Annotated in this window: 20 protein-coding genes; 12 read left to right on the top strand and 8 right to left on the bottom strand. The window is 64.4% G+C overall.

The window, feature by feature from the left end:
• Window positions 1-13 precede the first annotated feature (13 nt).
• Together gcvP and sucB are read right to left on the bottom strand one after the other, a co-directional pair.
• Window positions 14-2854, bottom strand: a complete 2841-nt coding sequence (gcvP, locus tag FPH17_RS02375; RefSeq protein ID WP_154878597.1) for an aminomethyl-transferring glycine dehydrogenase — start codon at window positions 2852-2854, stop codon at window positions 14-16.
• A 175-nt stretch (window positions 2855-3029) separates the two neighbouring features.
• Window positions 3030-5138, bottom strand: coding sequence for a 2-oxoglutarate dehydrogenase, E2 component, dihydrolipoamide succinyltransferase (gene sucB, locus FPH17_RS02370; protein ID WP_154878519.1), 2109 nt, complete (start codon window positions 5136-5138; stop codon window positions 3030-3032).
• Between the two features lie 160 nt (window positions 5139-5298).
• Here sucB and FPH17_RS02365 point away from each other — a divergent pair, with 160 nt between their 5' ends.
• The gene (locus FPH17_RS02365; RefSeq protein ID WP_095278143.1) at window positions 5299-5694 is read left to right on the top strand and encodes an oxidoreductase; all 396 of its coding nucleotides are present in this window, start codon (window positions 5299-5301) and stop codon (window positions 5692-5694) included.
• A 39-nt stretch (window positions 5695-5733) separates the two neighbouring features.
• Here the strand turns inward: FPH17_RS02365 and FPH17_RS02360 are convergent, their stop codons facing one another.
• On the bottom strand, window positions 5734-7215 hold the full coding sequence (locus tag FPH17_RS02360) for a leucyl aminopeptidase (RefSeq protein WP_154878518.1): 1482 nt from the start codon (window positions 7213-7215) through the stop codon (window positions 5734-5736).
• Between the two features lie 111 nt (window positions 7216-7326).
• Between FPH17_RS02360 and FPH17_RS02355 the strand changes: the two genes are divergently transcribed.
• On the top strand, window positions 7327-8433 hold the full coding sequence (locus tag FPH17_RS02355) for a branched-chain amino acid aminotransferase (RefSeq protein WP_095278139.1): 1107 nt from the start codon (window positions 7327-7329) through the stop codon (window positions 8431-8433).
• 15 nt (window positions 8434-8448) lie between these two features.
• Here FPH17_RS02355 and FPH17_RS02350 read toward each other — a convergent pair whose 3' ends face one another.
• Window positions 8449-9468, bottom strand: coding sequence for a nicotinate-nucleotide--dimethylbenzimidazole phosphoribosyltransferase (locus tag FPH17_RS02350; protein ID WP_154878517.1), 1020 nt, complete (start codon window positions 9466-9468; stop codon window positions 8449-8451).
• Window positions 9469-9471: 3 nt separating this feature from the next.
• Window positions 9472-10218 carry a DUF3043 domain-containing protein gene (locus FPH17_RS02345; RefSeq protein ID WP_244288043.1) on the bottom strand — a complete coding sequence of 249 codons (747 nt, stop codon included), beginning with the start codon at window positions 10216-10218 and terminating at the stop codon, window positions 9472-9474.
• Between the two features lie 166 nt (window positions 10219-10384).
• Between FPH17_RS02345 and FPH17_RS02340 the strand changes: the two genes are divergently transcribed.
• The gene (locus FPH17_RS02340; RefSeq protein WP_095278134.1) at window positions 10385-10729 is read left to right on the top strand and encodes a HesB/IscA family protein; all 345 of its coding nucleotides are present in this window, start codon (window positions 10385-10387) and stop codon (window positions 10727-10729) included.
• A gap of 72 nt (window positions 10730-10801) precedes the next feature.
• Here FPH17_RS02340 and FPH17_RS02335 read toward each other — a convergent pair whose 3' ends face one another.
• Both FPH17_RS02335 and asnB read right to left on the bottom strand, forming a co-directional pair.
• Window positions 10802-11812: a S41 family peptidase gene (locus FPH17_RS02335; protein WP_154878515.1), complete on the bottom strand. Its 1011-nt coding sequence runs from the start codon at window positions 11810-11812 to the stop codon at window positions 10802-10804.
• Between the two features lie 219 nt (window positions 11813-12031).
• A complete protein-coding gene (gene asnB, locus FPH17_RS02330) occupies window positions 12032-13969 on the bottom strand; it encodes an asparagine synthase (glutamine-hydrolyzing) (protein WP_154878514.1) in 1938 nt (645 codons plus the stop codon).
• A gap of 419 nt (window positions 13970-14388) precedes the next feature.
• Here asnB and ctaC point away from each other — a divergent pair, with 419 nt between their 5' ends.
• The 7 genes from ctaC to FPH17_RS02295 all read left to right on the top strand — a co-directional run bounded on the left by ctaC (window position 14389) and on the right by FPH17_RS02295 (window position 22177).
• Complete coding sequence (gene ctaC / locus FPH17_RS02325) at window positions 14389-15480, top strand: aa3-type cytochrome oxidase subunit II (protein WP_154878513.1); 1092 nt, start codon at window positions 14389-14391, stop codon at window positions 15478-15480.
• Between the two features lie 20 nt (window positions 15481-15500).
• Window positions 15501-15932, top strand: a complete 432-nt coding sequence (gene ctaF, locus FPH17_RS02320) for an aa3-type cytochrome oxidase subunit IV (RefSeq protein WP_095278124.1) — start codon at window positions 15501-15503, stop codon at window positions 15930-15932.
• 428 nt (window positions 15933-16360) lie between these two features.
• Window positions 16361-16981, top strand: coding sequence for an aa3-type cytochrome oxidase subunit III (ctaE, locus tag FPH17_RS02315; protein WP_173783230.1), 621 nt, complete (start codon window positions 16361-16363; stop codon window positions 16979-16981).
• 42 nt (window positions 16982-17023) lie between these two features.
• A complete protein-coding gene (gene qcrC / locus FPH17_RS02310; protein WP_095278122.1) occupies window positions 17024-17872 on the top strand; it encodes a cytochrome bc1 complex diheme cytochrome c subunit in 849 nt (282 codons plus the stop codon).
• Window positions 17869-19089 carry a cytochrome bc1 complex Rieske iron-sulfur subunit gene (qcrA, locus tag FPH17_RS02305; RefSeq protein WP_154878512.1) on the top strand — a complete coding sequence of 407 codons (1221 nt, stop codon included), beginning with the start codon at window positions 17869-17871 and terminating at the stop codon, window positions 19087-19089. Before qcrC ends, qcrA begins: the two co-directional genes overlap by 4 nt.
• Window positions 19089-20720, top strand: a complete 1632-nt coding sequence (gene qcrB, locus FPH17_RS02300) for a cytochrome bc1 complex cytochrome b subunit (RefSeq protein ID WP_095534900.1) — start codon at window positions 19089-19091, stop codon at window positions 20718-20720. Before qcrA ends, qcrB begins: the two co-directional genes overlap by 1 nt.
• Window positions 20721-20879: 159 nt before the next feature.
• A protein-coding gene (locus tag FPH17_RS02295) for an IS3 family transposase (RefSeq protein WP_414437256.1) occupies window positions 20880-22177 on the top strand; the annotation gives its coding sequence in 2 pieces (ribosomal slippage) (window positions 20880-20988 and window positions 20988-22177; 1299 coding nt in all).
• A 62-nt stretch (window positions 22178-22239) separates the two neighbouring features.
• On the opposite strand, the gene FPH17_RS02290 is transcribed toward FPH17_RS02295, so the two are convergent.
• Window positions 22240-23313 carry a zinc-dependent alcohol dehydrogenase family protein gene (locus tag FPH17_RS02290; RefSeq protein ID WP_154878510.1) on the bottom strand — a complete coding sequence of 358 codons (1074 nt, stop codon included), beginning with the start codon at window positions 23311-23313 and terminating at the stop codon, window positions 22240-22242.
• Window positions 23314-23871: 558 nt separating this feature from the next.
• Between FPH17_RS02290 and FPH17_RS02285 the strand changes: the two genes are divergently transcribed.
• A complete protein-coding gene (locus FPH17_RS02285) occupies window positions 23872-24627 on the top strand; it encodes a C40 family peptidase (RefSeq protein ID WP_095278110.1) in 756 nt (251 codons plus the stop codon).
• Window positions 24628-24825: 198 nt separating this feature from the next.
• Window positions 24826-25872 carry a C40 family peptidase gene (locus FPH17_RS02280; protein WP_244288042.1) on the top strand — a complete coding sequence of 349 codons (1047 nt, stop codon included), beginning with the start codon at window positions 24826-24828 and terminating at the stop codon, window positions 25870-25872.
• Window position 25873: the final 1 nt, after the last annotated feature.

The raw sequence follows: 25873 nt of genomic DNA, 5'->3' as shown, positions 1-25873 counted from the left end.
CAGTGGGAGGGGACTATTCGCCGGTGTTGATGCCAAAGGCTTCCGGCGGCGGGCATGCACAGACGAGGTTGCGGTCGCCGTACGCCTCGTCGATGCGGCGCACCGGCGGGAAGTACTTCGCGTGCACGAGCCGGTCGACCGGGTAGGCCGCCTGCTCGCGGCTGAACTCGTACGGCCAGTCGGAGCGCACCACGGAGTGGGCGGTAAACGGCGCGTGGTGCAGCACGGAGGATTCGTAGGCGACGCGGCCGTCGATGATTTCCTGGATCTCGCCGTGGATGGAGCGCATCGCCTCGACGAAGCGGTCCAGCTCGGCCAGGTCCTCGGACTCGGTCGGCTCGACCATGAGGGTGCCAGCGACCGGGAAAGACAGCGTCGGCGCGTGGAAGCCGTAATCCACCAGGCGTTTCGCCACGTCCGCGGCGGTCACGCCGGACTTGTCGGTCAGCTCGCGCAGATCCAGGATGCACTCGTGGCCCACCATGCCGTTGTCGCCGGTGTAGAGCACCGGGAAGTATTCGTTGAGCTGGTGCGCCAGGTAGTTCGCGCCGAGCACCGCGTGCTGGGTCGCGGCCTTCAGCCCGTCCGCGCCGCTCATGGCGATGTAGGCCCACGAGATCTGCAGCACGCCCGCGGAGCCGTAGAGGCTCGCGGCGACGGGGACGCCGGCGTCGCCAGGCACAGGCGCCGAGGCCTGCTCGAGCGAGACGTTTGCGTCGCCCGGTAGGAACGGAATGAGGTGCTCGCCCACGCCGATCGGGCCCACGCCCGGGCCGCCGCCGCCGTGCGGGATGGTGAAGGTCTTGTGCAGGTTGAGGTGGCTCACGTCGCCGCCGAAGTCGCCGGGGCGCGCGATGCCGGTCAGCGCGTTCATGTTCGCGCCGTCGATGTATACCTGGCCGCCGGCCGCGTGGACCTTGTCGGCCACGGTGCGCACGGTGTCCTCGTACACACCGTGGGTGGACGGGTAAGTGAGCATGATGGCGGCGACGTGCTCGCCGTGCTTCTCCAGCTGCGCGTCGAGGTCGTTCAGGTCGATCGAACCGTCGTCGGCGGTCTTGATCACCACGACTCGCAGGTTGGCCAAGCTTGCCGACGCCGCGTTCGTCCCGTGTGCCGACGCCGGGATCAGGCAAATGTCGCGCTCGGTGTCGCCGTTGGCCACGTGGTAGCGGCGGATCGCGAGCAGGCCTGCGAGCTCACCGGTCGCGCCCGAGTTGGGCTGCAGGGAGACCTCGGCGTAGCCGGTGATGCTGATGAGCCAGGTGCGCAGGTCGTCGATAAGCGTGGCCCAGCCCTTGGTGTATTCGGCCGGGGTGAAGGGGTGCACGTTGGCGAACTCGGGCCAGGTGATGGTCTCGAGGCCCGCGGTGGGGTTGAGCTTCATCGTGCAGGAGCCGAGGGGGATCATCGTGCGGTCCAGCGCGAGGTCCTTGTCGCCAAGGGTGCGGATGTAGCGCATCATTTGGGTCTCGGAGTGGATCGCGTTGAACGTCTCGTGGGTGAGGAACTCCGTGCGGCGCTCCAGCGCCTCGGGCAGGCGCGCTTCGGCGTCCTCGGGCGCGGTGGCGCCGAAGGCGTCGAGGAGTGCGGCGAGGTCGGCCTCGGAGGTGTCCTCGCCGAAGGACACGCCCACGGTGGTCGCATTGATGGCGCGCACAAGGTAACCAGCCTGCGCAAGCTTATCGACGACCCCCTGCGCGTCCCCAACCTCAACCGCCACCGTGTCGAAGAAGTGCGCGTGCTTGACGCGCGCGCCGGCGGCCTCCACACCCGCAGCGAATCTCGCGGCGAAGTCGTGGACGGTGCGCGCGATCTCGGTCAGGCCTTTAGGCCCGTGGTAGACGGCGTACATGGAGGCCGCTACGGCGAGCAGCGCCTGGGCGGTGCAAATGTTGGAGGTGGCGCGCTCGCGGCGGATGTGCTGCTCGCGCGTCTGCAGTGCGAGGCGGTAGGCGGGGAAGCCCTCGGCGTCCTTGGACACGCCGACCAGGCGGCCCGGCAGCTGGCGCTTGAGCTTCTCCGGCACCGCCATGAAGGCAGCGTGCGGGCCACCGTAGAACAGCGGGACGCCGAAGCGCTGAGAGGAGCCGATCGCGATGTCCGCGCCGAGCTCGCCCGGCGACTCCAGGACGGTCAGGGCGAGGATGTCGGCGTCGACGGTGACCAGGCCGCCGCGCTCGTGGATCGCCTCGATGACCGGGCGCGGGTCCGCGATGTCGCCCTCGGTGCCCGGGTAGGCCAGCACGGCGCCGACGAGGTCTTCGCCGACGACCCCCTGCGACAGGTCCGCGACCTCGACCTCAAGGTCGATGGCGCGGGCGCGCTCGCTGGCGACGGTGATGACCTGGGGGTGCAGGCGGGCGTCGAGAAGCACCCTGCGTCCCTTGCGCACCGCGCGCGACATGAGGCCGACGGCCTCGGCGGCGGCGGAGGCCTCGTCCAGCAGCGAAGCGTTGGCAATGTCCAGGCCGGTGAGGTCCTGCACCATGGTCTGGAAGTTGAGCAGCGCCTCCAGGCGGCCCTGGGAGATTTCCGGCTGGTACGGGGTGTAGGCGGTGTACCAACCGGCGTCCTCGATCACGCCGCGGCGGATCACTGGCGGGGTGAGCGTGGAGTTGTAGCCCTGGCCGTAGAAGGCCTTGAGCACGGTGTTCTGGCTTGCGATCTCGCGCAGGCGGTCCTGCGCCTCGTACTCCGTGAGCGCCTGCGGCAGCTGCAGCGGCCCGTCAGCGAGGATGCCCTTCGGCACCGCCGCACTGATCAGGGCGTCCAGCGACTCGTAACCCAGCGCGTCCAGCATTTGCCGCTGCTCGCTCTGGTCGGGGCCAATATGACGGGAGATGTAATCCAACAGGTGCTCCTTGGTCGAAAGTGGTGCCAAACACTGTCAGTATACGGTCTGGGCCTTAGGTGACTCGAACTGTGGGGGAGTCCCAGAACGCACACAGCGGCCCGGCCCCCGTTCGTGGGGGACCGGGCCGCTGTGTCGCTGTGCCGTTGATCCAGCGCTGGATCAGTCGGCGAAACTACAGGGCGAGGTCTGCCTCGAAGTCGCCGACCTCGATGCGGTCCTTGATCGTGGTAATGAAGCGACCTGCGTCTGCGCCGTCGACCAGCTGGTGGTCGTAGCTGAACGGCAGGTAGCACATCTGGCGGATCGCGATGGAGTCGATGCCGTCCTCGGTGACGATGACCGGGCGCTTCTCAATCGTCGCCGTGCCCAGGATGCCGGCCTGCGGCGGGGTGAGGATCGGGGTGTCCAGCATGGCGCCCTCGGAGCCGATGTTGGTCACCGTGAAGGTGGCGCCGGTCAGGTCGTCCGGGCGCAGCTTCTTGTTGCGGGCGCGCTCGGCGAGGTCCTTGATGGCCTTGGCAATCTCGGCGAGGTCCATGTCCTGCGCCTTCTTGATCACCGGCACGAGCAGGCCCTGCGGGGTGTCCACAGCAATGCCGATGTTCACGTCGGAGTGGTAGGTGATCTCCTTGGTCTCCGCGTTGTAGGACGCGTTGACGTTCGGGTGGGAGACTAGCGCCTCGGCCGTCGCCTTGATGAAGAAGGCGAGGTAGGTGATGTTCGTGCCGTGCTTCTCCACGAAGGCCGGCTTGACCTTCTTGCGCAGCTCTGCGACGCGGGTGACGTCGACCTCCTGCACGTGGGTGAGCTGGGCGGTGGTCTGCAGGGACTCGACCATCTTCGCAGCGGTGATCTCGCGGATGCGGTTGACCTTCTGCGTGGTGCCGATGAGCTTCTGCTTCTCCGGGTCCACGGACTTGGTGGACCAGTTTGCGCGAGCACCCTTGGCGGCCGGCTTCTCGGCCGCGCCCTTGTCAGTTGCGGAAGCGCCCTTGTCAGCTGCGGACTCGCCGTTGGCGGCAGCCAGCACGTCCTGCTTGCGGATGCGGCCGCCAACGCCGGTGCCCTCAACGGTGCTGAGGTCAACGCCATGCTTGTCGGCCAGCTTGCGCACCAGCGGGGTGACGTACGGGATGTCGCCACCGCGGTTTGCCAGCTTCTCGGAAGCGCCCGCCTTCGGGGCCTCCTTCTTGGGTGCCTCCTGCTTCGGGGCAGCCTTCGGAGCTTCCTGCTTCGGCTCCTCTGCCTTGGCCGGAGCCTCTTCCTCAGCCTCGGTCTCGTCGGCTGCGTCGTCCGCGCCAGCGGCAGCGGCGTCTGCGTCGCCGACAACGGCGATGGCGCCGCCGACCTCGACGGTGTCGTCCTCTTCAGCCAGGATCTCCAGCAGGGTGCCGGCGACCGGGGACGGGATCTCGGTGTCGACCTTGTCGGTGGAGACCTCGAGCAGCGGCTCGTCGACCTCGACTTCGTCGCCGACCTCCTTGAGCCAGGTGGTGATGGTGCCCTCGGTGACGGACTCGCCGAGCTCCGGCATCTCAATCTTGGTGCCAGCGCCCGAGCCGGAGGACTTCTTCTCCTGCTTCGGAGCGTCCTGCTTCGGCTCGTCTGCCTTGGCCGGAGCTTCTTCCTCAGCCTCGGTCTCGTCGGCTGCGTCGTCCGCGCCAGCAGCAGCGGCGTCCGCGTCGCCGATGCGGGCGATGACCTCGCCGACCTCGACGGTGTCGTCCTCATCGGCCAGGACCTCAACCAGGGTGCCGGCGACCGGGGACGGGATTTCGGTGTCAACCTTGTCGGTGGAGACCTCGAGCAGCGGCTCGTCGACCTCGACTTCGTCGCCGACCTCCTTGAGCCAGGTGGTGATGGTGCCCTCGGTGACGGACTCGCCGAGCTCAGGCATCTCGACGTCGGTCGCGGAGCCGGATGCCTTCGGTGCGGACTTGGCTTCCTGCTTCTCGGCCGGCTTTTCCTCTGCGGCCTCGTCCTTCGCCTCGTCCTTTTCCTCAGCCTTGTCGGCGGAGTCGGCGGAGCCAGTGGCTTCCTCTCCCTCCTCGCCGATGATGGCGATGACCTCGCCGACCTCGACGGTGTCGTCTTCCTCAGCCTTGACCTCAATGAGGACGCCGGCGACTGGAGACGGAATTTCGGTGTCGACCTTATCGGTTGAGACCTCGAGCAGGGGCTCGTCTACCTCGACGGTATCGCCGACTTCCTTCAGCCACGTGGTGATCGTGCCTTCGGTGACAGACTCGCCCAGCTCGGGCATCTCTACGGAGTGCGCCATGTTTTCTCAGTCTCCTCGTAGTTCAAGGTTGTAACGGAAGCTATACAGAAAACAGGCTACCCGTATTCTCCCGTATTCGTCGCGTTTGGGGGCACCATCGGTGGGGCCTCAGCCGGGCGGCATCGCCTCGCCCGTGCGCCGGTTCCGTAAGATAAGGCGCGTGTTTAACCTTTTCGGCAAACGGAAACAGTCCTCCAGCTTCAAACCCCCGCGCGCGCCAGGCGGAACGATTCGCCCGGACGACGCCGAGTACCTGAAGCAGTGGGTGCGTGGCCGCAAGTTTGTCGAGGGCTACATTGAGCCGGAGACCATGGTCAATGAGATGTCGGTCGTGCTCGTCGATGAGCTGGGCAACTACACCCGTCGCCGCATCGGCGGGCCGAAAGGCATCGACCAGGTGGCCAAGCTGCTGAGCATCTCGCTCTACGACGTCGAAGAGACCGGCTACCCCGACCGCATGCGCAAGAAGATGGAGCAGGAGCGCATTCTGCGCAAGCGCGAGGAGCAGCGGCAGCGCCGCGCCAAGTTCGAGCGCGGCGAGGACCCCTACAGCTAGGGGCTCATCGCTTATCGACGCCACCGCCCCCGGCCACACCTACTCACCCGCAAGCTGCGTGAGCGTCTCCACAATGGTGCGAACCGGCGCGCCGGTTGCCCTCTTTGGGGTGTAGCCGAATGGCGAGTCGGTGTTGAAGGCCGGGCCCGCGACGTCGATATGCGCCCACTGCGTGCCGTTGTCCTCCCCGGAGAACTTGGAGAGGTACAGGCCGGCGAACAGCATGCCACCGGTGCGCGCGTTGTGGGTGTTGCGGATGTCCGCGATCGGGGACTTCAGCTGCGCCTCCTGCTCCTCGAGCAGCGGCATGGACCAGGCAGGCTCGCCGACGGCGCGGCCGTTCTCCGCGATGCGGTCGCGCAGCTCCTCCGTGCCCATCACACCGGCGGTGCGGGTACCGAGCGCCACCATCTGCGCGCCGGTGAGCGTGGCCGTCTCGATGAGGTAGGTGGGCTTGTCCTCCGCTGCGCGCGCCATAGCGTCGGCCAGCACCAGGCGGCCCTCCGCGTCGGTGTTGAGGATCTCCGAGGTCAGCCCGCCGTAGTGGGTGATCACGTCGCCCGGCCGGGTGGCGGAGCCGGACGGCATGTTCTCGGCGAGGGGTAGCCAGGCGTCGATAGGCATGGCCAGCTCGAGGCGTGCCGCGGCGACGATGGACGCCAGCTGGGCCGCGGAGCCGCCCATATCGCTGATCATGTCCTCCATGTGCGCGCCCGGCTTCAGGGAGATACCGCCGGTATCAAAGGTGATGCCCTTGCCCACCAACGCGGCGCTTGCCGCCTCGCCGTCCTGCGCGGTTGACGGAGCCCAGGACAGGTGCACCAGGCGCGGCGGGCGGGCCGAGCCCTTGCCCACAGCGGTGATGCCGCCGAAGCCGTGGTCCTCCAGGTACTGCTCGTCAAAGACCTCGACGCTTAGCCTGACCTGCTCGCCGACCTCGCGCATGATCTCCGCGTACGCCTCGGGGTAGAGGTAGTTCGCCGGCGTGTTGACCAAGTCGCGCGCCAGGTTGACGGACTCTGCGATGATGCGCGCGCGGTCGAACGCTGCACGCTCCTCCTCGCCCGCGACGACCGTCACCGCGACCGGGGCGGGGGCGTCCTCCTCCGCGGACTTCAAGCCCTGGTAGGAATAGGAGCCCAGCAGCAGGCCCTCCACGATCGGTCCCATGCCAAACTCCGTGCTCACCGCGACCTCCTCGAGGCCGGAGAGGCTGCGCGCCGCCGTGCCGACGCCGCGACGCACGGACTCCTCGTCAACCTCGTCGGCAGCGCCCAAGCCGTAAGCGATAAACAGGGTGCCGCCGACCACGACGCGGTGCAGCTCGCTGGCCGCGCCCTTCGCGCCCACCTTCGCCAGGGCGTCGAGGACGCCGTCCGCAGTCAGCGCGGTCACGGGCAGCTCGACGCCGTCCTGGCCCGCAGCGACCGGGATCAGGCGCGCGGCCTGCAACGGGGTGGAATCCGCCAACGTCAGCGCCGCGGTGGTGCCGCGGGCGGGGAGTGCGCAAGTGAAAGTCATGTTGGGTTACCTTTCGATCAGGGAATCGTCGATAAGCTCTGCTGAATAAATTCCAGCCCTATTCAGCGTACTCGGGCTCCGGCGGGGTACCGCCCGAGTAGGGTGGGGCGCATGACAACGCTAGACTTCTCCATTTCGCAGCACCCGAACCCCGCAACCGACGCGGAGCGCGAAGCCATCTTGGCCGACCCGGCGTTCGGGCAAGAGTTCACCGACCACATGGTTTCCATCGAGTGGACCGAAGAGAAGGGCTGGCACGACGCGCAGGTGCGCCCGTACGGGCCCGTCTCCCTGGACCCCGCGACCAACGTCTTCCACTACGGGCAGGCCATTTTTGAGGGCCTGAAGGCGTACCGCCACGCCGACGGTTCCATCAGCACCTTCCGGCCGGAGCAGAACGCGAAGCGTATGCAGCACTCCGCCCATCGTCTGGCCATGCCGGAGCTGCCGGAGGAGTTGTTTATCGAGTCGCTGCGCCAGCTGGTGAGCATCGATAAGGCGTGGGTGCCCGAGGCGGGCGGCGAGGCCGCGCTGTACCTGCGGCCCTTCATGATCGGCACCGAGAAGACCCTGGGCGTCAAGCCCTCCCATTCGTACACGTTCTACGTCATTGCGTCGCCCGCGGGCGCGTACTTCTCCGGCGGCGTGAAGCCGGTCTCCGTGTGGGTGTCCAAGGAGTACGTCCGCGCCGCGCCGGGCGGCACCGGCGACGCGAAGTTCGCCGGCAACTACGCGGGCTCGCTGCTCGCACAAGCGGAGGCCCAGGAGAAGGGCTGCGACCAGGTGGTCTGGCTCGATGCGATCGAGCGCAAGTACATCGAGGAGATGGGCGGCATGAACCTCATGTTCGTCGAGGGTTCCGGGGACGACGCCAAGCTGATCACTCCGGCGCTGTCCGGTTCGCTGCTCGCTGGCATCACCCGCAAGTCGCTGCTTCAGGTCGCGGAAGACGCCGGCTTGGGCACCGAGGAGCGCAGGATCACCGTGGAACAGTGGCGCGAGGGGGTGGAAAACGGCACGATCACGGAGACGCTGGCGTGCGGCACCGCTGCCGTGCTCACCCCGGTGGGGCGCGTGCGCAGCGCGGACGGCGAGTTCACCATCAACAACAACGAGGCCGGCCCGATCACGATGTCGCTGCGCGAGCGCCTGCGGGGAATCCAGAACGGCAGCGTGGAGGACACCCACGGGTGGAACGTCACGCTGGTTGAGGCGTAACGCGCCTCACCCGGGCTAGCGCGGCTCCGGCCGGCTCGTGGCGCGCAGCTGCGTGAGCGCCTCGGCCGCCATCTCCGCAGCCATGTTGACCTGCGGAAGCGCGGCCAGCGCGCCCGCCGCCTGGCCCGTGGTCATATCCAGGGCAAGCACCGGGGTCAGCTCGAGCGCCTGGAGGCAGCCGATGTGCGCCGGCTCTGGGCTTACCCCGCCGGCGATGCACCAGCGCTTTGTGCCGGGGGCGAGTCGCTCGGCTGCGTAGGCGGCGACGGAGGGGAGCGCGGCGTCGATAAGCACTGGCGTCCTGCGCGCCGCGGACTGGGCGATGAGGCCTACGAGGAAGGCCATGTCGGGGCCGGAGATCTCCGCGAGCACGCGCTCGACGTCGTCGGCGATGGTGCGGGCGCGGAACATCGCATCGCGGATCGCGGCGACTTTAACCTTCCACACCTCGTCGTTGATCCCGGAGCCGCGGCCGATCGCCTTAACCGGCTCGGTGCGCGTGAGCGTGCCGTACACCGCGGCGGCGACCGTGGTATCGCCGACGCCCACGTTGCCGGGGATGATGAGGTCGGTGCCGGAATCCACCTCGTGGTCGGCCACCTCCATACCCCGCGCGATGGCGGCGGCGCATTGCTGCGCACTCATCGCGGGCTCCACGTCGATCGCGCCGGTGACCTCGTCGAACTCGTCTACCACGCGCACCGACGCCCCCGCGGCGCGCGCCGCGATGTGCGCCGGACCCGCGCCGGCCTCAAGCTGTTCCAGCAGCGTCGCGCCTGCGTCCGGCTCCCACGCGGACACGCCGCGCTGGGCTACGCCGTGGCGAGCGGCAACGACGACCGCGCGCGGGTGGGCGAACGGCGCGGGCGTCGACGCCCCCTGCACCCCCGCGACCCACGCGCCGATGTCGGCCAACCGGCCCAGGTTTCGCCCCGGCACGGAGCGCGCGAGGAGGCGCGCCACGTTCCGCGCGCGGCCGAGATCGGGGGATTGCACGGGCACGAATTCGACGCCGGCCAGATGGGGCTCGATCATGGCTTAGACCTTCTCGCCGATGCTCACCTGCGGTTTGGGCGAGCGCCAGTTGCGCGGCTGCGACGCGCGAGAAAACGCGTACATACCCAGGCCGAAGCCGGTCTCGGTGGTACCCGGGAACTTGGCACGCACCGCGTTGTTCACGCGCTTGCCAATCACGAAGGCCTCGATGAAGATGGCCAGGATAAACAGCATGGTCAGCCCGGAGAGCACCGTGGACACCTCGGGCAGCCACGTGCCAATGAGCAGGACCACCACGAGCACAAGCGCGACCGGCATCACGTAGTTGTTGAAGAAGCGTCGCGCGTCGACCCAGTCGCGCACGTAGCGGCGCACCTCGCCCTTGTCGCGGTCCATGAGGTAGCGCTCGTCGCCAGCGTCGATGCGCGCCTGAATCTCCTTGTTCGCCCGCCGGTTCTCCGCGCGCTGCTCCTTCTTGTAGGCCTTCCACTCCTCCTTCGACATGGAGGCCTTGAGCTCCTTGTTCTTCTGCGCGCGCTGCGCCTGCGTCATGTTGTCAGGGTCGCGCACGACGCCACGCTTGACCTCCTGGTCGTGGCGCTTCGGGGTCGGCCGCCCCTTCGGCGGCGTGTAGCCCTTCGGGTACTTGGGCTCGTCGTGTGCATCGCTTATCGACGCCCCCTTGTCCCCACCGGACGCCCCACCGATCTCCGCGGCGGAGATGGCGGTCGAACCGCCCTCGGCCCGCTGCTCGGACTGTTGCTCAGATTTCTGCCATGGGAGTTTCACGCACTCTAGGCTACAAGGCACCACCCGGAATGGAGCAATACGCTGCCGGGAATATTCGCCCACGGTCCCGCGTTGCGAGGCGTGAGTAAACCCCACCGGCGACACCGATGCTGCGCGGGCAGTATGATGGGGCAAACTCCGGCAACATATATAAGGAGAGATTTCAATGACTGCACCTACCTCTGCAACTGGTGTGAACCTGACCGAGGCCGCCGCCGCGAAGGCCAAGGCGCTGCTGGACCAGGAAGGCCGCACCGACCTGTCCCTGCGCATCGCCGTGCAGCCGGGTGGCTGCGCTGGTCTGCGCTACCAGCTGTACTTTGACGACCGCGACCTGGACGGTGACAAGGCCGACGAGGTCGGCGGTGTGCGCCTCGTGGTGGACAAGATGAGCGTGCCGTACCTCATGGGCGCCACCATCGACTTTGCAGACACGATTGAGCAGCAGGGCTTCACCATCGACAACCCGAACGCCGGTGGCTCCTGCGCTTGCGGCGACTCCTTCAACTAAGTCGCAACGCGACCGATACCCCGCCCGCTGTGTGGATCCTTTCCGCAGCGGACGGGGTATTCTTCTGGCCGGCTACGCCTCGCAACCGTGCTCGGCGTGGAGCCACGCCTTCGCCTCGTCGAGCGCCGCATCACCGGTGTCCGTGGGAGTGTCCGGCGCGACCGGATCCTCGGCGAACTCCTCGCCTGTGCGGGCCTTGTCCTTTGCGACGGTAAGCATCAGCTCGCTGCCGTCTGGGAAGTCATACACCATGTTGGCCGAGGCAAAGCCGGCGGTCGGCGTGCCGAAGGAACGTGCGGTGTCCAGGCCGCGGAAAGCGAGCATGGTCGCCTCGCCGGAGGAGGCGGTGGTGGCGTCGACAAGCACTGCGGTGGGCGCTTCCCACTTACCGCCTGCAGTTTCCAGCGGGGTGCCGCCGCCGCTGACCGCGTTGCCGTCGACCGTGACCTGGGACGTGTTGACGCGGCTGACGAACTCGAGCGCCGTCCCGTCGGGCAGGAGCGGGGACAGGCCGGCGATCATGGGGCCCATGTCGCCGCCGTCGTTGCCCCGGAGATCAACGATTGCGCCGCACGCCCCGCCGTCCCGGGCCTCGAGCAGTCCACTGGTGAGGGTGTCCGCGTATTGTTGGATGTCATCGTGCCTCCCGATGCCCGGCACAGTTGCGACCGCGACGTTTCCCACCGTTGTCACTCCGACCTGGGCAGTAGGGCTGCCTTCTTCGGCGTCGGGCTGTTGGGTTTCCGCCGGAATGAGCCTGGAGTGCTTGCCGCCGGCGGAGTGGACAGCCTGGTCGAGCACGTCCAGGAGCTCGGCCTGGTGCTCCGCGCCCTTCGCAGCCTCCTCTGCCTTGGCTCGAGCGGCGGCGAACTCCTCCGAGTCTCCGTAAAGCCCCATGGACTCAGACAGGTCGAGCACCGTGCGGGCGTAGCGCTGCGGAGAATCCTTGCCCAGGAACTTTGCCTGGCCGGTCATCTGCGCGGAGAGCGTCGGCCCCCAGACGTAGCAGGCGGCCGCGAGGGCCAGGGCAATGGCGACAACGACGCCGCCGAGGACGAGAAGAATTTTCTTTGCTGTACTCATGGTGTCCATTCCACCGTGGCGGCGGGCTTCGAACAATGGTGGTAAGCGGAGTCTTTAGGTAGAGTTAGCGCTACCCCTTGAGCTCGCGCGGCTACTTCGCTGCCGGCTGGTGCTGCCTGGTGCGAATGGAGCTAGCTCCATCTCGACGGACGTGGCCCAGCCCCCGCGTGCCCACCGGAACCACCAGCCCACGCAGGACCCCCAAACGCGGCCGCCCGGTTACAGCTTGACCGGGTACTCCTTGTGCTCGATCTGCGGGTCAATGCGCTGCTCGACAAAGATGCCGTGCCACACCATAAACGCCAGCACGGTCCACAGGCGTCGCGAGTGATCCGAGATGCCGTCGCGGTGCTCCTTGAGCATCTCGAGCACGGCCTTCTTGTCAAAGATGTGCTCGGTCTGCGACTCGTTGATAGTGTCCTGCGCCCAGCCGTACAGTTCCTCGCCGGCGAGCCAGTGGCGCATCGGCACCGGGAAGCCGAGCTTGCGGCGGTTGAGCACGTGCGCGGGCACGATCTGCTCCATGGCGCGCCGCAGCGCGTACTTGGTCGTCCCGTTCGCAATCTTCTGCTCATGCGGGATCGTCTGCGCAACCTCGAACACCTCCTTGTCCAGGAACGGCACGCGCAGCTCGAGCGAGTTCGCCATGTTCATCTTGTCCGCCTTCACCAGGATGTCGCCACGCATCCAGGTAAAGAGGTCAAGGTTCTGCATGCGCGCCACCGGGTCCATGCTTGTCGACGCCGCGTAAATCGGCGCCGTGACCTCGCGGTGGTCCCACTCGCGCTTCGCCCAGGGCAGCACCCGCTCCAGCTGCTGGAAGTTGAAGGACCGGGCGTTGCCGTAATAGCGGTCTTCCATCGGTGTGGTGCCGCGCTCGAGCAGGCTCTTGCCCTTCATGCCTTCCGGCAGGACTTGCCCGAGCCTGTTCAGCCCGCGCAGCAGGGGAGAGGGGAGCTTCTCAAACGGAGCGAGCGACAGCGGCTCCTTGTAGATGGTGTAGCCGCCGAACAGCTCGTCGGCGCCCTCGCCGGACAGCACTACCTTGACGTGCTTGCGGGCCTCCTGGGCCACGAAGAACAGGGGCACGAGCGACGGGTCGGCGACGGGGTCGTCGAGGTACCACATGATCTTCGGGATGGCGTCGGCGTACTCCTCGGGGGAGACGATCTTCACGATGTGCTCTACGCCGATCGCTTCGGCGGACTCGGCCGCCACGTCGACCTCGGAGTAGCCTTCGCGCTCAAAGCCAGTGGTGAAGGTGAGCAGGTCCGGGTTGTGGCGCTTTGCCAGCGCGGCGATTGCGGTGGAGTCGATTCCGCCGGAGAGGAAGGAGCCGACGGTAACGTCCGCACGCATGTGCTTCGCCACCGAGTCCTCAAGCGCTGCTGCGATGCGGTCGTAGAGGTCTTGCTCCTTGTCTTTGGTCACCGGGGTGGTGCGAAACTCAGGCTTGAAGTAACGCTCCGCGTGGACCTCGCCGCCCGGGGTCAGGGTGACGGTGCAGCCGGACTCTACGCGGCGAATTCCGGCGTGCAGCGTCTCCGGCTCAGGGACGTACTGCAGGTCCACGTAATGCTCGATGGCGCGACGGTCCAGGCTGTTGTCTTGACCGGAGAGGTCGAGGCCCAACTGCTTGGACATGTTCAGGATGGACTTCTTCTCGGAGGCGAAGACGGTACCGGCTTTGGTCGTGGCGTAGAACAGCGGCTTGATGCCAAACTGGTCGCGGGCGGCAAACATCGTCTTGGTCTCGGTATCCCAAATCACGATGCCGAACATGCCGCGCAGGTGCTTGACCACATCCTTGCCCCAGTGGTGGTAGCCCACCACAATCGGCTCGCCGTCGCCGGAAGTATTGAACGTGTAGCCGGCGGCCTGGAGCTCTTCGCGCAGCTCGATGTAGTTGTAAATCTCACCGTTGAACGTCATGGCGTAGCGCTCGGGGTTCTCGGCCGGGCCCCAGCGCAGCGGCTGATGGGAGTGCTCGAGGTCAATGATGGCCAGGCGGTTGAAGCCGAACACTGCGTCGTCGTCGTGCCAGGTGCCGGCGGCGTCCGGGCCACGGTGGTACATGCACGGCAGCGCGTCGTCCACGGCGGGGACGAAGGTGCTGGCGTTGGATCCGGCGGTAAGCATTGCAAGCAGGCCACACATCGTAAGTTGAACCTTCTCCTTATATATACGGTGCGCCGCAAGCATCGGCCGGGGCGCGTCATGATGTGTAACAGGATAAGGTTTCGAGGGCTGGAACGGCGAACCAGACGTGGCCACGGTGGTTCAACCTTTAGCCCGTCCCCGATTGGGGGCCAACTTTCGGATGAACTTTTTGCCGAAAAATCCGGTTTTTGGGTGACGCAGGCCACGTGGCGAGTGGGTGATGGGGAAAAGCCAAGGGTGGCGGGTGTGCGTCGAGAAGCGAAAGCACGGTGCTTCGCGGCTCCAATCTGCAATTCCGTGCCTGCCCGCTGGATGAACTATTCTGACTGGGTAGGAATGGGTAGGAATGCTCTGGCATTTCTATGGACGTTCATCGTTTTTAACGAATTGAAGTGTGGACAGGAAGGCAGACACACGTGGAAAAGGAAACAAAGCGCAGCTTTGCCCGGAAGCTCGGTGTAGCAGGCTCGCTCCTGCTCGGTGGCTTCGCGCTCGCTGGCTGCAGTGTTGCTCCCCCGGAGGCCCTCGCTAACGTGCTGGATATGGGCTGGCCGGACCCGATTACGCCGGAGGGTACGGAGCTGTACAACTTCTGGGTGTGGGTCTGGGTTGCCGCCTGGATCGTCGGCATCATCATGTGGGGTCTGTTCCTCACCGCTGTGTTCAAGTGGAACCGCAAGGCGAAGGAAAAGAAGGGCGAGGGTGAGTTCCCGAAGCAGCTGCAGTACAACGTCCCGCTGGAGCTTGCGCTGACCATCGTGCCGATCGTCATCGTCATGGTCCTGTTCTTCTTCACCGTGCAGTCGCAGACCAAGGTCACCGCGCTGGACAAGGATCCGAAGGTGACCGTGGACGTCACCGCGTTCCAGTGGAACTGGAAGTTCGGCTACGCCGAGCTTGACGGCGAGTTCACCAACAACGGCCAGCAGTACGAGGGCGTGGACAAGGAGCGCCAGGCGCTCGCCGAGGAGACCAAGCACGATCCGGAAGACATGCCGAACGCGAACCCGATTCACGGTATGTCCCAGGGTGACCAGTCGTACCTGAACTTCAACAAGATCGAGACCATCGGTTCCACCGAGGAAATCCCGGTGCTGGTGCTGCCGACCGACACGCCGATCGAGTTCCGTCTCGCGTCCGGCGACGTCTCCCACGCGTTCTGGATTCCGGAGTTCCTGTTCAAGCGCGATGTCTACGCACACCCGGAGGCAAACCAGCAGCAGCGCAGCTTCCAGATCGAGCGCATTGAGAAGGAAGGCGCATTCGTCGGCCGCTGTGCTGAGATGTGCGGTACCTACCACTCGATGATGAACTTCGAGCTCCGCGCCGTCTCGCCGGAGAAGTTCAAGGACTACATGGAGTTCCGCGAAGCGAACCCGGAGGCGCCGAACTCGGACGCGCTGAAGGCTATCGGCGAGGAGCCGTTCGCAACGACCACCCACCCGTTTGTCACTGACCGCACTGCAACCCGCGACGGCGATAACGCCGTTGTCGCTGCCAACAACTAAGAAAGAGGAAGTGTAGAACTATGGGTCCTGGCGCAAAAGTTTTCTACGCAATTGGCACCTTCTTGGGTCTGATGGCGGTGATCTACATCTTCGCCACGAGCTGGATTGGTGAAGATGCTTACCTGTTCGGCCTCGAATGGGTCGGCGGTGTTGCCCTCGTTCTGGCAACCGCCCTGTGCTTCATGATGGGTGTGTACCTCGACTTCACCGAGCGACGTATGGACGTCGTCCCCGAGGACTGGGAAGAGGCGGAGATTGAAGACGGTGCGGGCGTGCTCGGTTTCTTCTCCCCGCACTCCATCTGGCCGTTCGCAATGTCCGGCGCCGTGCTCTTCCTCGGCCTGGGTATCGCCTTCTACCAACTGTGGCTGATCGCCTTCGGTGCAGTGTTCCTCATCTGGACCACCACCCAACTCAACCTGCAGTACGGCATCCCGCGCGAGAAGCACTAACTGCTCCGCCCCGCTGCCTTCGCGGGTCCGTAAGCCTCGGCACTTCGGTGCCGGGGCTTTTCGCTTTTCGACGCCCACCCGCCCAGGGGTCAACCGAAAGTAGGTCCGCGCGCCAAATTCCCTGGGAGAAAATGTGATAAGTGACACATTCGGGAACTTGGGGAACCAGCAGTGCGACCGTGGATCCGTCGGTCGGGGAGGGGCGCGGGGTTGTGGAAATCGATGCCCGGCGGCGCTCGCTTGTGTCGTGTTGGTGTGACCAGGGACGATGCGCGTCGTAAAGCGCGGGCGAAAAGTTCCCGAGTTTTTCAAAAAGCTTTTCCGCAACCGTTGTTCGCGCTGAAACGGCAGGTTGGGGCATGCCTGTCAGAGAAAGTCCGGGGGTATTCGAGGTGACTTTAAGGCGGAAACGCGCCATAATCACATGCGTGACGACCGCAATTACTAATCAAGGTATGGCGACACCGCAGAATCGTGTCCCAGTGCTGAACCGACCCAACATGGTCAGCGTTGGCACGATGGCGTTCCTCGCCCAAGAGTTGATGTTCTTTGCCGGCTTGTTCGCGATGTACTTCACGTCGCGCGCAAACGGCCTGGCCGCCGGAGACTGGGCGCACCAGACGGAAAACCTGAACGTTATTTTTGGCCTCATCATTACTATCGTTCTGCTGGCTTCCTCGGTGACGTCCCAGGTGGGCGTATTTGCTGCAGAAAGGGGTGACGTATTCGGGCTTCGCAAGTGGTTCTCCGTGACCATTCTGCTCGGCGTGGTCTTCCTGGGCCTCGTCGCGTTTGAGTGGACTGAGATGGTGCACGAGGGCGTGACGCCGCAGGCGAGCGTCTACGGCTCGGTGTTCTACATCATCACCGGATTCCACATGGCGCACGTGACCGCGGGCATCCTCGCGTTCATCGTGGTGCTGCTCCGCGTTTCCAAGTCGAAGTTCACCCCGGCGCAGGCTACGGCCGCAATGGTGACCTCCTACTACTGGCACTTCGTGGACGTCGTGTGGATCGGCGTGTTCACCACGATCTACCTCGTCCAGTAGCCGGCCTAGTAACCGTTTGAATAGTCGCTAAAAGGAAACAAGATGGAAAACACACCAAAGAAGAAGCGCGTTGGTCGCAAGACCAGGCGCACGGTCGCTGGTGCTGCCGCGCTCACGCTCGGCCTCTCCGGCGCCGGCCTCTTGGCATCCGCACTGGCCCCGAACGCTCAGGTTGCTAACGCCGAGCGAGACGAGCAGGCGATGATCCAAGAAGGCAAGGACATCTACGACGTCGCGTGTATCACCTGCCACGGCGCCAACCTGCAGGGCGTCGAGGACCGCGGCCCGTCCCTGATCGGTACCGGCGAAGGCGCCGTGTACTTCCAGGTGCACTCCGGCCGCATGCCGATGATGTCCAACGACGCGCAGGCTGAGCGCAAGCGCCCGCGCTACACCGAGTCCCAGGCACTCGCCCTCGCTGCGTACGTCGCGGCGAACGGTGGCGGCCCCGAGCTCGTGTACGACAAGGACGGCAGCGTCGCGATGGAGTCGCTGCGCGGTAAGGACTACGACGGCAACATTCAGGCCGCCGACGTTGCCCGCGGTTCCGAGCTCTTCCGCCTGAACTGCGCGTCTTGCCACAACTTCACCGGCCGCGGCGGCTCGCTGTCGTCGGGTAAGTACGCGCCCGCACTGGATCCCGCCAACGAGCAGGAGATCTACCAAGCGATGCTGACCGGCCCGCAGAACATGCCGAAGTTCTCTGACCGTCAGCTCTCCGCTGATGAGAAGAGGGACATCATCGCCTACATCAAGTCGGCTAAGGAGACCCCGAGCCCCGGCGGCTACGCACTGGGCGGTCTTGGCCCGGTCTCTGAGGGTATGGCTATGTGGATGATTGGCGTGACCTTGGTCGCCGCCGCTGCTATCTGGATTGGATCGCGTTCATGAGTGATGTAAAGAAGAACTACACAAACGAAGAGCTGGACCGCATGAGCAATGCGGAACTGGCCGCGCTGGGCACCGAGCTTGACGACGTCACCGTTGCCTACCGCAAGGAGCGTTTCCCGGTCGAGGGCGACCCGCGCGAGAAGTCCGCCGCCGCAGGCATCAACGCCTGGCTGCTGATTTCCGTCCTGTGTGGCATCGCGTTCCTCGGCGTTTACCTTTTCTGGCCCTGGGAGCCGAAGTTCCACGGCGACGAGGATCTGTGGGTCTACACCCTGTACACCCCGCTGCTCGGCCTGACCTCCGGTCTTGGCTTTGTCACGCTGGGCATTGCGATCATCCAGTACGTCAAGAAGTTCATCCCCGAGGAGATCTCCGTACAGCGCCGCCACGACGGCCGTTCCAGCGAGCTGGACCGCCGCACCACGACTGCGCTGCTGAACGACGCGTGGGAAACCTCGACCTTTGGCCGCCGTAAGGCCATGCAGGGCCTCCTCGGCGGTGCCGGCGTGCTGGCCGGTCTCATGGTCATCGCCCCGCTGGCCGGCCTGATCAAGAACCCGTGGCGTCCGCGCACTGAGCTCGGTTACATGGGCGACGGCACGCTGTGGACCCACGGTTGGACCATCCAGGACCAGGGCGTGAAGGTCTACCTCGGACGTGACACCGGAGCTATCGCCGAGCTGCACGAGGGCGAGGCCGGTTCGCACTACAGCACCGCCGGCGTGTCCCGCCTGGTGCGCATGCGCCCGGAGGACCTGGCTGCCGCGTCCATGGAAACGGTCTTCCCCCTTTACGAGGAGGACGTCAACGACGGCAAGGAGTACGACCCGAACCGCGACGTGTACGAGAACCACATGCACTCGCTGCACGGTCCGCGTAACTCCGTCATGCTGATCCGCCTGCGCTCGCAGGACGCTCAGCGCGCCGTCGAGCGCGAAGGCCAGGAGGACTTCCACTACGGCGACTACTACGCATACTCGAAGATTTGCACGCACATCGGTTGCCCGACCTCGCTGTACGAGGCCCAGACGAACCGCATCCTGTGTCCGTGCCACCAGTCGCAGTTCGACGCACTGCACTACGGCAAGCCGGTCTTCGGCCCGGCCGCCCGTGCGCTGCCGCAGCTTCCTGTGACTGTTGACGAAGAAGGTTACCTCATCGCCAACGGCAACTTCATCGAGCCCGTCGGCCCGGCATTCTGGGAGCGTCGATCCTAATGAGCACTAAACTTGCACAAGCCGCGGACAACGTAGACTCGCGCTACACAGTCGCCGGGTTCCTGCGGCCCCAGCTGAACAAGGTCTTCCCGAGCCACTGGTCCTTCATGCTCGGCGAGATGGCCCTGTACAGCTTCATCATTCTGTTGTTGACCGGTGTCTACCTGGCGCTGTTCTTCGACCCGTCTATTACCAAGGTCATCTACGACGGCGCGTACCTCCCGCTTAACGGTGTGGAGATGTCACGCGCATACGCAACCGCACTGAACATCTCGTTCGAGGTCCGCGGCGGCCTGTTCGTCCGCCAGATGCACCACTGGGCAGCGCTGATGTTCATGATGTCGATGTTCGCCCACATGATGCGCATCTTCTTCACCGGCGCGTTCCGTCGCCCGCGTGAGGCGAACTGGATCATCGGTGTCACCCTGGTGCTCCTCGGCATGATCGAAGGCTTCATGGGGTACTCCCTGCCGGACGACCTGCTTTCCGGCGTCGGTCTGCGCATTATGTCCGCCATCATCGTCGGTATTCCGATCATCGGTACCTGGATGCACTGGGCCATCTTCGGCGGCGACTTCCCGTCGGACCTCATGCTGGATCGCTTCTACATCCTGCACGTGCTGATCGTGCCGGGCATCATCCTCGCGCTGATCGCAGCTCACCTGCTGCTCGTCTGGTTCCAGAAGCACACCCAGTTCCCGGGCCCGGGCCGTACCGAGAACAACGTCATTGGTATCCGCATCATGCCGGTCTTCGCCGTCAAGGCAATCGGCTTCATGATGTTCGTCTTTGGCGTCCTCGCAGCGATGGCTGGTCTGACCACCATCAACAGCATCTGGATGCTTGGCCCCTACAACCCGTCGCAGGTCTCCGCAGGTTCGCAGCCTGACGTCTACATGCTGTGGACGGACGGTGCCGCGCGTGTCATGCCGGCATGGGAGCTCTACCTGGGCAACTACACCATCCCGGGTGCCTTCTGGGTCGCCCTGCTCTGTGGTCTGCTCGTGGTCCTGCTGATCACGTACCCCTTCATCGAGAAGAAGATCACCGGCGACGATGCGCACCACAACCTGCTGCAGCGTCCGCGCGACGTTCCAGTGCGCACCTCCATCGGTGTCATGGCGCTCGTGTTCTTCCTGCTGCTGACCATCTCCGGTGGTAACGACCACGTGGCCCACTTCTTCCAGATCTCGCTGAACGCGATGACCTGGTTCGGCCGCATCGGTTTGATCATCCTGCCGCCGCTGGCTTACTTCATCACCTACCGCCTGTGCATCGGCCTGCAGCGCTCCGACCGAGAGGTCCTGGAGCACGGCATCGAGACCGGCGTGATCAAGAAGCTGCCGAACGGCGCGTTCGTGGAGATCCACCAGCCGCTCGGCCCGGTAGACGAGCACGGCCACCCGGTCCCGCTCGAGTACGCCGGTGCCCCGGTTCCGAAGCAGCTCAACCAGCTTGGCTTCGCCGACTCCGAGACGGTTGGTACCTTCAAGTCCTCCGAGCTCGGTGTCACCGAGCGCGTTCGCGACGCGGAGGCGCAGAAGCACCACGAGGAGATCGAGACGTTGCGCAAGCTCGAAGAGACGAAACACCTCTCCGACCGCAACGCCACCGACGAGCCGAGCCATTAGGCTTCGCCACAGTAACTCGCGGTCGCTGAAAGGCCCCTTTCCCAGAATGGTGAACTGCTCCCCATTAGTTGGACTGAGAAAATCAGCTACCGACTAGTGGGGAGTAGTTTTCATTGAGAGCTCGAAGTTCGCTGAGTGAGCATCAGCGCGAGCAGTTGGTTGCACTATTTGAGCAAGGCATGGGCTTTAAGGCTGCTGCCACTGCTCTTGGTGTCTCCAAATACGCCGTCCGTATGCTCTATCGTCGGTTTACGCTACATGGCAGGCTATGTCTTGTGGAGAAACCGACTAAGCAGCAGTATTCGTTCGAAATCAAGAAGGACGTTGTCCAACGCCACCTTGCTGGTGAGACAGCGATGGATCTCGCGCGTGAATTTGGCCTGTCATCAGAGCAGCTAGTCAGCCAGTGGTCGTGGAAATGGCGTAAAGGTGGCGATGACGCGTTAAAACCGAAGCCGAAAGGCAGGCCTAAAGGTTCGGCCGCGCTCAAGCCGCTGTCGGAGGAAGAGAAGCTGCGTCGCCAGATCGCACGGTTGGAAGCGGAAAACGCTTACTTAAAAAAAATTGCGGAACTTGAGGAGTCAGGGACGCGCCTGAAAGTCCAGGCGATTGTCATCCTCAAGTCACAACACCGCCTGGAATACCTGCTTGAGGCAGCAGGTATGGCCCGGTCGACATTCTTCTACCACCAGAAACGACTCAGCGAGCCGGACAAGCACGCTGCGCTCAAAGACGCGATCCGGGAAAGCTTCGAACGCAATAAGCACCGCTACGGCTACAGGCGAGTCCTGCTTGACCTACGCAACCAGGGCTGGGAAGTAAACCACAAACTTGTCTTTAAACTCATGCGCGAGATGGGTCTTCGCGCCAAGATCCGCCAGCGCAGGCCCTATGTTTCATGCGGCGGCACCGTCAACCGCATTGCTGATAACACACTTGACCGCAACTTCACCCCGGACAAGCCAAACACCGTTTTTGTCAGTGATGTCACCGAGTTCAGAGTCGCAGGTCGCAAGGTATATCTGTCACCGGTGATGGATCTGTTCGACCGCACAATCGTTGCCCACACCGTGGCCACCTCGCCGTCGACAGCGTTTACCTCCGCCTCGTTGGCCAAAGCGATTGTGGGGTGTGCACCTGAGACTGGGTGGATGATGCACACCGATCAAGGTTTCCAGTACCAGCATTCGTCCTGGCGAAACCTCATTTATGACAACGGCGGTGTTCAGTCGATGTCGCGTAAAGCCAACTGCTACGACAACGCGGTCATGGAGAACTTCTTCGGCCACTTGAAAACCGAGATGTACCACGGAGAAGTCTTCGACACCGTCGCAGAGTTCAACCAGGCGATCGACGACTACATCCAGTGGTACAACACCGAACGCATCCAACAACGACTCAAGGGCCTGACCCCGATGCAATATCGAAATCAGACCCTTGAAGCCCTAACCACCTAGAGTTAAACCAGTCCAACTTTCGGGGGCCAGTTCATGGGGAAAGGGGCCTTCGTCGTGCGCTGCTACGCGTTGTCGATGATGACCTTCATCGCCTGGTGCTCCTCGGCGTGCGCGAACGTCTCCCACGCCTGATCCAGTTCTGCGAACGTGAAGTGGTGGGTGGCCAGCGAGCTGATCGGCAGGTCCGAATTCTGGACCGCCTTGAGCAGCATGCCCGTCGTGTTGGTGTTCACGAGTCCGGTGGTGACGGTGAGGTTTTTAATCCACATCTTCTGCAGCTCAAAGTCGACCGGCTTTCCGTGCACACCGACGACGGCGATGTGGCCGCCCTCTTTGACGTTTTCAGCGCACGTTGCCCACGTTGCCGGTAGTCCGACCGCCTCGATGGCAGTGTCCACGCCGTAGCCACCCGTGATGGAGGCGACGTGGGCCGCGACGTCCTCCTTTGCCGGGTTCACCGTGTACGTCGCACCCATCTCCTTGGCCTTGGCCAAACGGTTGTCGTCCATATCCACCACTGTGATTGATGCGGGGGAGTAGAACTGCGACGTGAGCAGCACGCCCATCCCTACCGGTCCCGCGCCGACGATGAGGACGTCCTTGCCAGGCGCGACGGCACCATTTTGCACGCCGATCTCGTGGCCCGTGGGCAGCGCATCAGACAGGAAGACCGCCACCTCCTTGTCCAGTGGCTCCGGCAGGTGGTAGAGCGAGTTGTCCGCGAACGGGGTGCGCACGTACTCCGCGAGCGTGCCGTCAATCATGTAGCCCAGGATCCAGGACCCGCCGTTGCGGCAGTGGCTGTACAGCTGCTTCTGACAGTTCTCGCACGTGCCGCATCGCGACACACAAGAGATGAGGACCTTGTCGCCTGGCTTAAAGTTCTTCACGGCGTCGCCGACGGCCTCAACCGTGCCGATGCCTTCGTGACCAAGGATGCGCCCGTTCCATTCGCCTGTGCGCTCGCGCTCGGTGGACTCAATCTCCGGGTTCTTCCCGTGGAAGATGCCGAGGTCTGTGCCACAGATCGTCGTGGTGTCCACGCGAATGATGGCGTCAGTCGGTTCCAGGATCGTGGGGGTGGGGCGGTCTTCGATGCGTACGTCGTTCGCACCGTAATAAGTCAGCGCTTTCATCGGGCGGTCCTTCCAGTAGGGGGTATCGGTATAGACCCAATTTTACGGCGAGGAGCATGCTTGCCGACGCCCTTCTGCCCCCCGTTACACCTGCCAAAAATGCCCCTGTGTCTAACGTCACAATATCTCATGGGGTGGTGCAGTGTACAGCTGTAGTCAATCAGTGGAATTTCCGCGATTGTCGGTTTAGTGCAGGTCAATGGGTGCAAATCGGGGTAAGGGCGGCGCGAATTGAGGGGAGTGGTGGCGTCGATAAGCGGGCAAAGCCTTTGCAAAGATTCAATAACGGATTAGTAACACTCTCAGTATTGGACAAACTTGTTGCCGTTTCGTAATCTGATCGAGACATTGCGACAACAGCCGTTGCTTGCAAGGTACGAAAACAGAACATATGAGCCGAATACCGCGGACCGAGTGAGATTCACGAGCGATGTGGAACCGGGAAACCGCACTTTCCTACAAGGGCGGATGGCGTGCAGAGGTACGTCAGGGCGCATTCTCAGGGCCCAGCCCGACAGGCAACCCGGTAGGCGAAGAGAAGATATGGAGAAACTTACAATGGCTAAGCACCGTCGCCAGAACAATTCCGCAGTGCGCACCGTCGCAGCTGCCACGGCCGTCGTCGCAGGCGCGACTCTGATGGTCCCGACCCAGGCTTCCGCCGCTGAGGTCCGCGTCCCGAACACCCCGGTTGCTGCGCAGATCCCGGGCATTGAGAACATTCCGGGTGTTGCAAACATCCCGGGCATCGAGGCTTGGGTCCCGTCCCTGGCGGGCAAGGCCGATGGCGGCCAGTACCGTCAGGCCCTGTCTCAGGTGAAGGCGCTGCCGGGGATTGCCAACGTCCCGGGCTTCAACCAGTTCATCGCCAACGTCGAAGCACAGGTCCTGCCGGAGACCCCGGCACCGGCCGTCGCTCAGCAGTACTCCGCTCCGGTGACCGCGCCGGCGCCGGTGGTGCAGGAGAAGACCCAGGGCGAGCGCATCGTCGACATCGCCCGCACCAAGATCGGTTCGCCGTACGTCTACGGCGCAGCAGGCCCGAACGCGTTCGACTGCTCCGGCTTTACCTCCTGGGTCTACGCCCAGGCTGGTAAGTCCATCCCGCGTACCTCGCAGGCGCAGGCCTCCGCAGGCACCCCGGTCTCTCTGGATAACATCCAGCCGGGTGACATTGTCGTGTACTACAGCGGCGCCTCCCACGTTGCTATCTACGCTGGCAACGGCATGATCATCGACGCCCTGAACGACGGTGTTCCGGTCGGTGAGCGCCCGCTGAGCATGATGCCGGTCCACTCCGTGGTCCGCTTCTAACTTGCGGATTCGCGCACTCGCTGCGCACCAACTTTCACACCCGTGTCAATCGTTGCTGATTGGCCGGGTGTGCTTTTGTTGGACGGCTGATCTGGCTATAGTAGTTACAGTTTTGTAAAGGCTTGCGGTCAGTTGGATCACGGGCGGTATTGGTTTTCCGAGTGGCGTACTCGGCTTGAAAGCTCAAGGGGATTTGTCGTGGGCAAACACTCTCTCCACGCGCGCGGCGCGCGCCGTTCAGCACGTCGAGGCGCGATGGTCATCGCGGTCGGTGCGCTCTCTTCGGCGGCGGTCGGCACGCTGCAGGTGCCGGCTGGTGCGGACGACGTTGATGAGTTGATTGACAGGCTCGAGGACGTCTCGCACCAGGCCACGGCAAAATCGGAGGAGATCAAGTCCCTCGAGGACCAGGTCGCTGCGTCCGAACGCAAGATCGCGGAGGCGGACGAGAAGGCTGCCGCGGCGCGCACTGCCGCTGCGGAGGCCAACGGCGCAAAGACGAGCTACCAGCGCAACGTCAACGACATTGCGCAGTCGAAGTACCGCAAGTCGGATTCCGAGGTGCTGCTCACCACGCTCGAGTCGGGCAGTCCGCAGGCGGCGATCGACCGGGCCGCGTACCTCAACTCGCTGTCCCGCAACGCGCAGACGACCATTGACGGCTTGAACACCGCCAACGAAGAGGCAGCGTCCCGCGCCCGGAGCGCGAACATTGCGAAGGCGGAAGCGGAGTACAACCGCAACCAACTCGCCGCGCAGCTGGACGCGCTCCACCGCGAGCGCGACGAGCTGGATGACCAGATCCGTGACATCGAAGACCAGGTAGACAGTCTGAACGAGGAAGATCGCCAGCGCTGGATTGCCAAGGACGGCCCGATCGACCTCGGTGCCAACGTGCCGGCAGCGGATTCTGGCGTGGTCGCCGCAGCGCTCGCGCAGATTGGCAAGCCCTACGGTTGGGGCGCGACCGGCCCGGACGCATTCGACTGCTCCGGCCTCATGGTGTGGGCCTACGGCCAGAACGGCAAGGGCATCCCGCGTACGTCGCAGGCCCAGCTGGCCGGCGGCACGCCCGTCTCCATGGACCAGCTGCAGCCGGGAGACATCATCGGCTACTACCCGGGCGTAACCCACGTGGCCATGTACATCGGAGACGGCATGGTGGTCCACGCGTCCGACTACGGCATTCCGGTCCAGGTGGTGCCGGTCAACTCCATGCCGGCCCAGGGCGCAGTGCGCTACTGAC

Source organism: Corynebacterium gottingense, assembly GCF_007559235.1.
GTDB lineage: Bacteria > Actinomycetota > Actinomycetes > Mycobacteriales > Mycobacteriaceae > Corynebacterium > Corynebacterium gottingense.
Note: the sequence above shows the minus strand (reverse complement) of the source record. Positions and strands in the feature narration are given on the sequence as shown.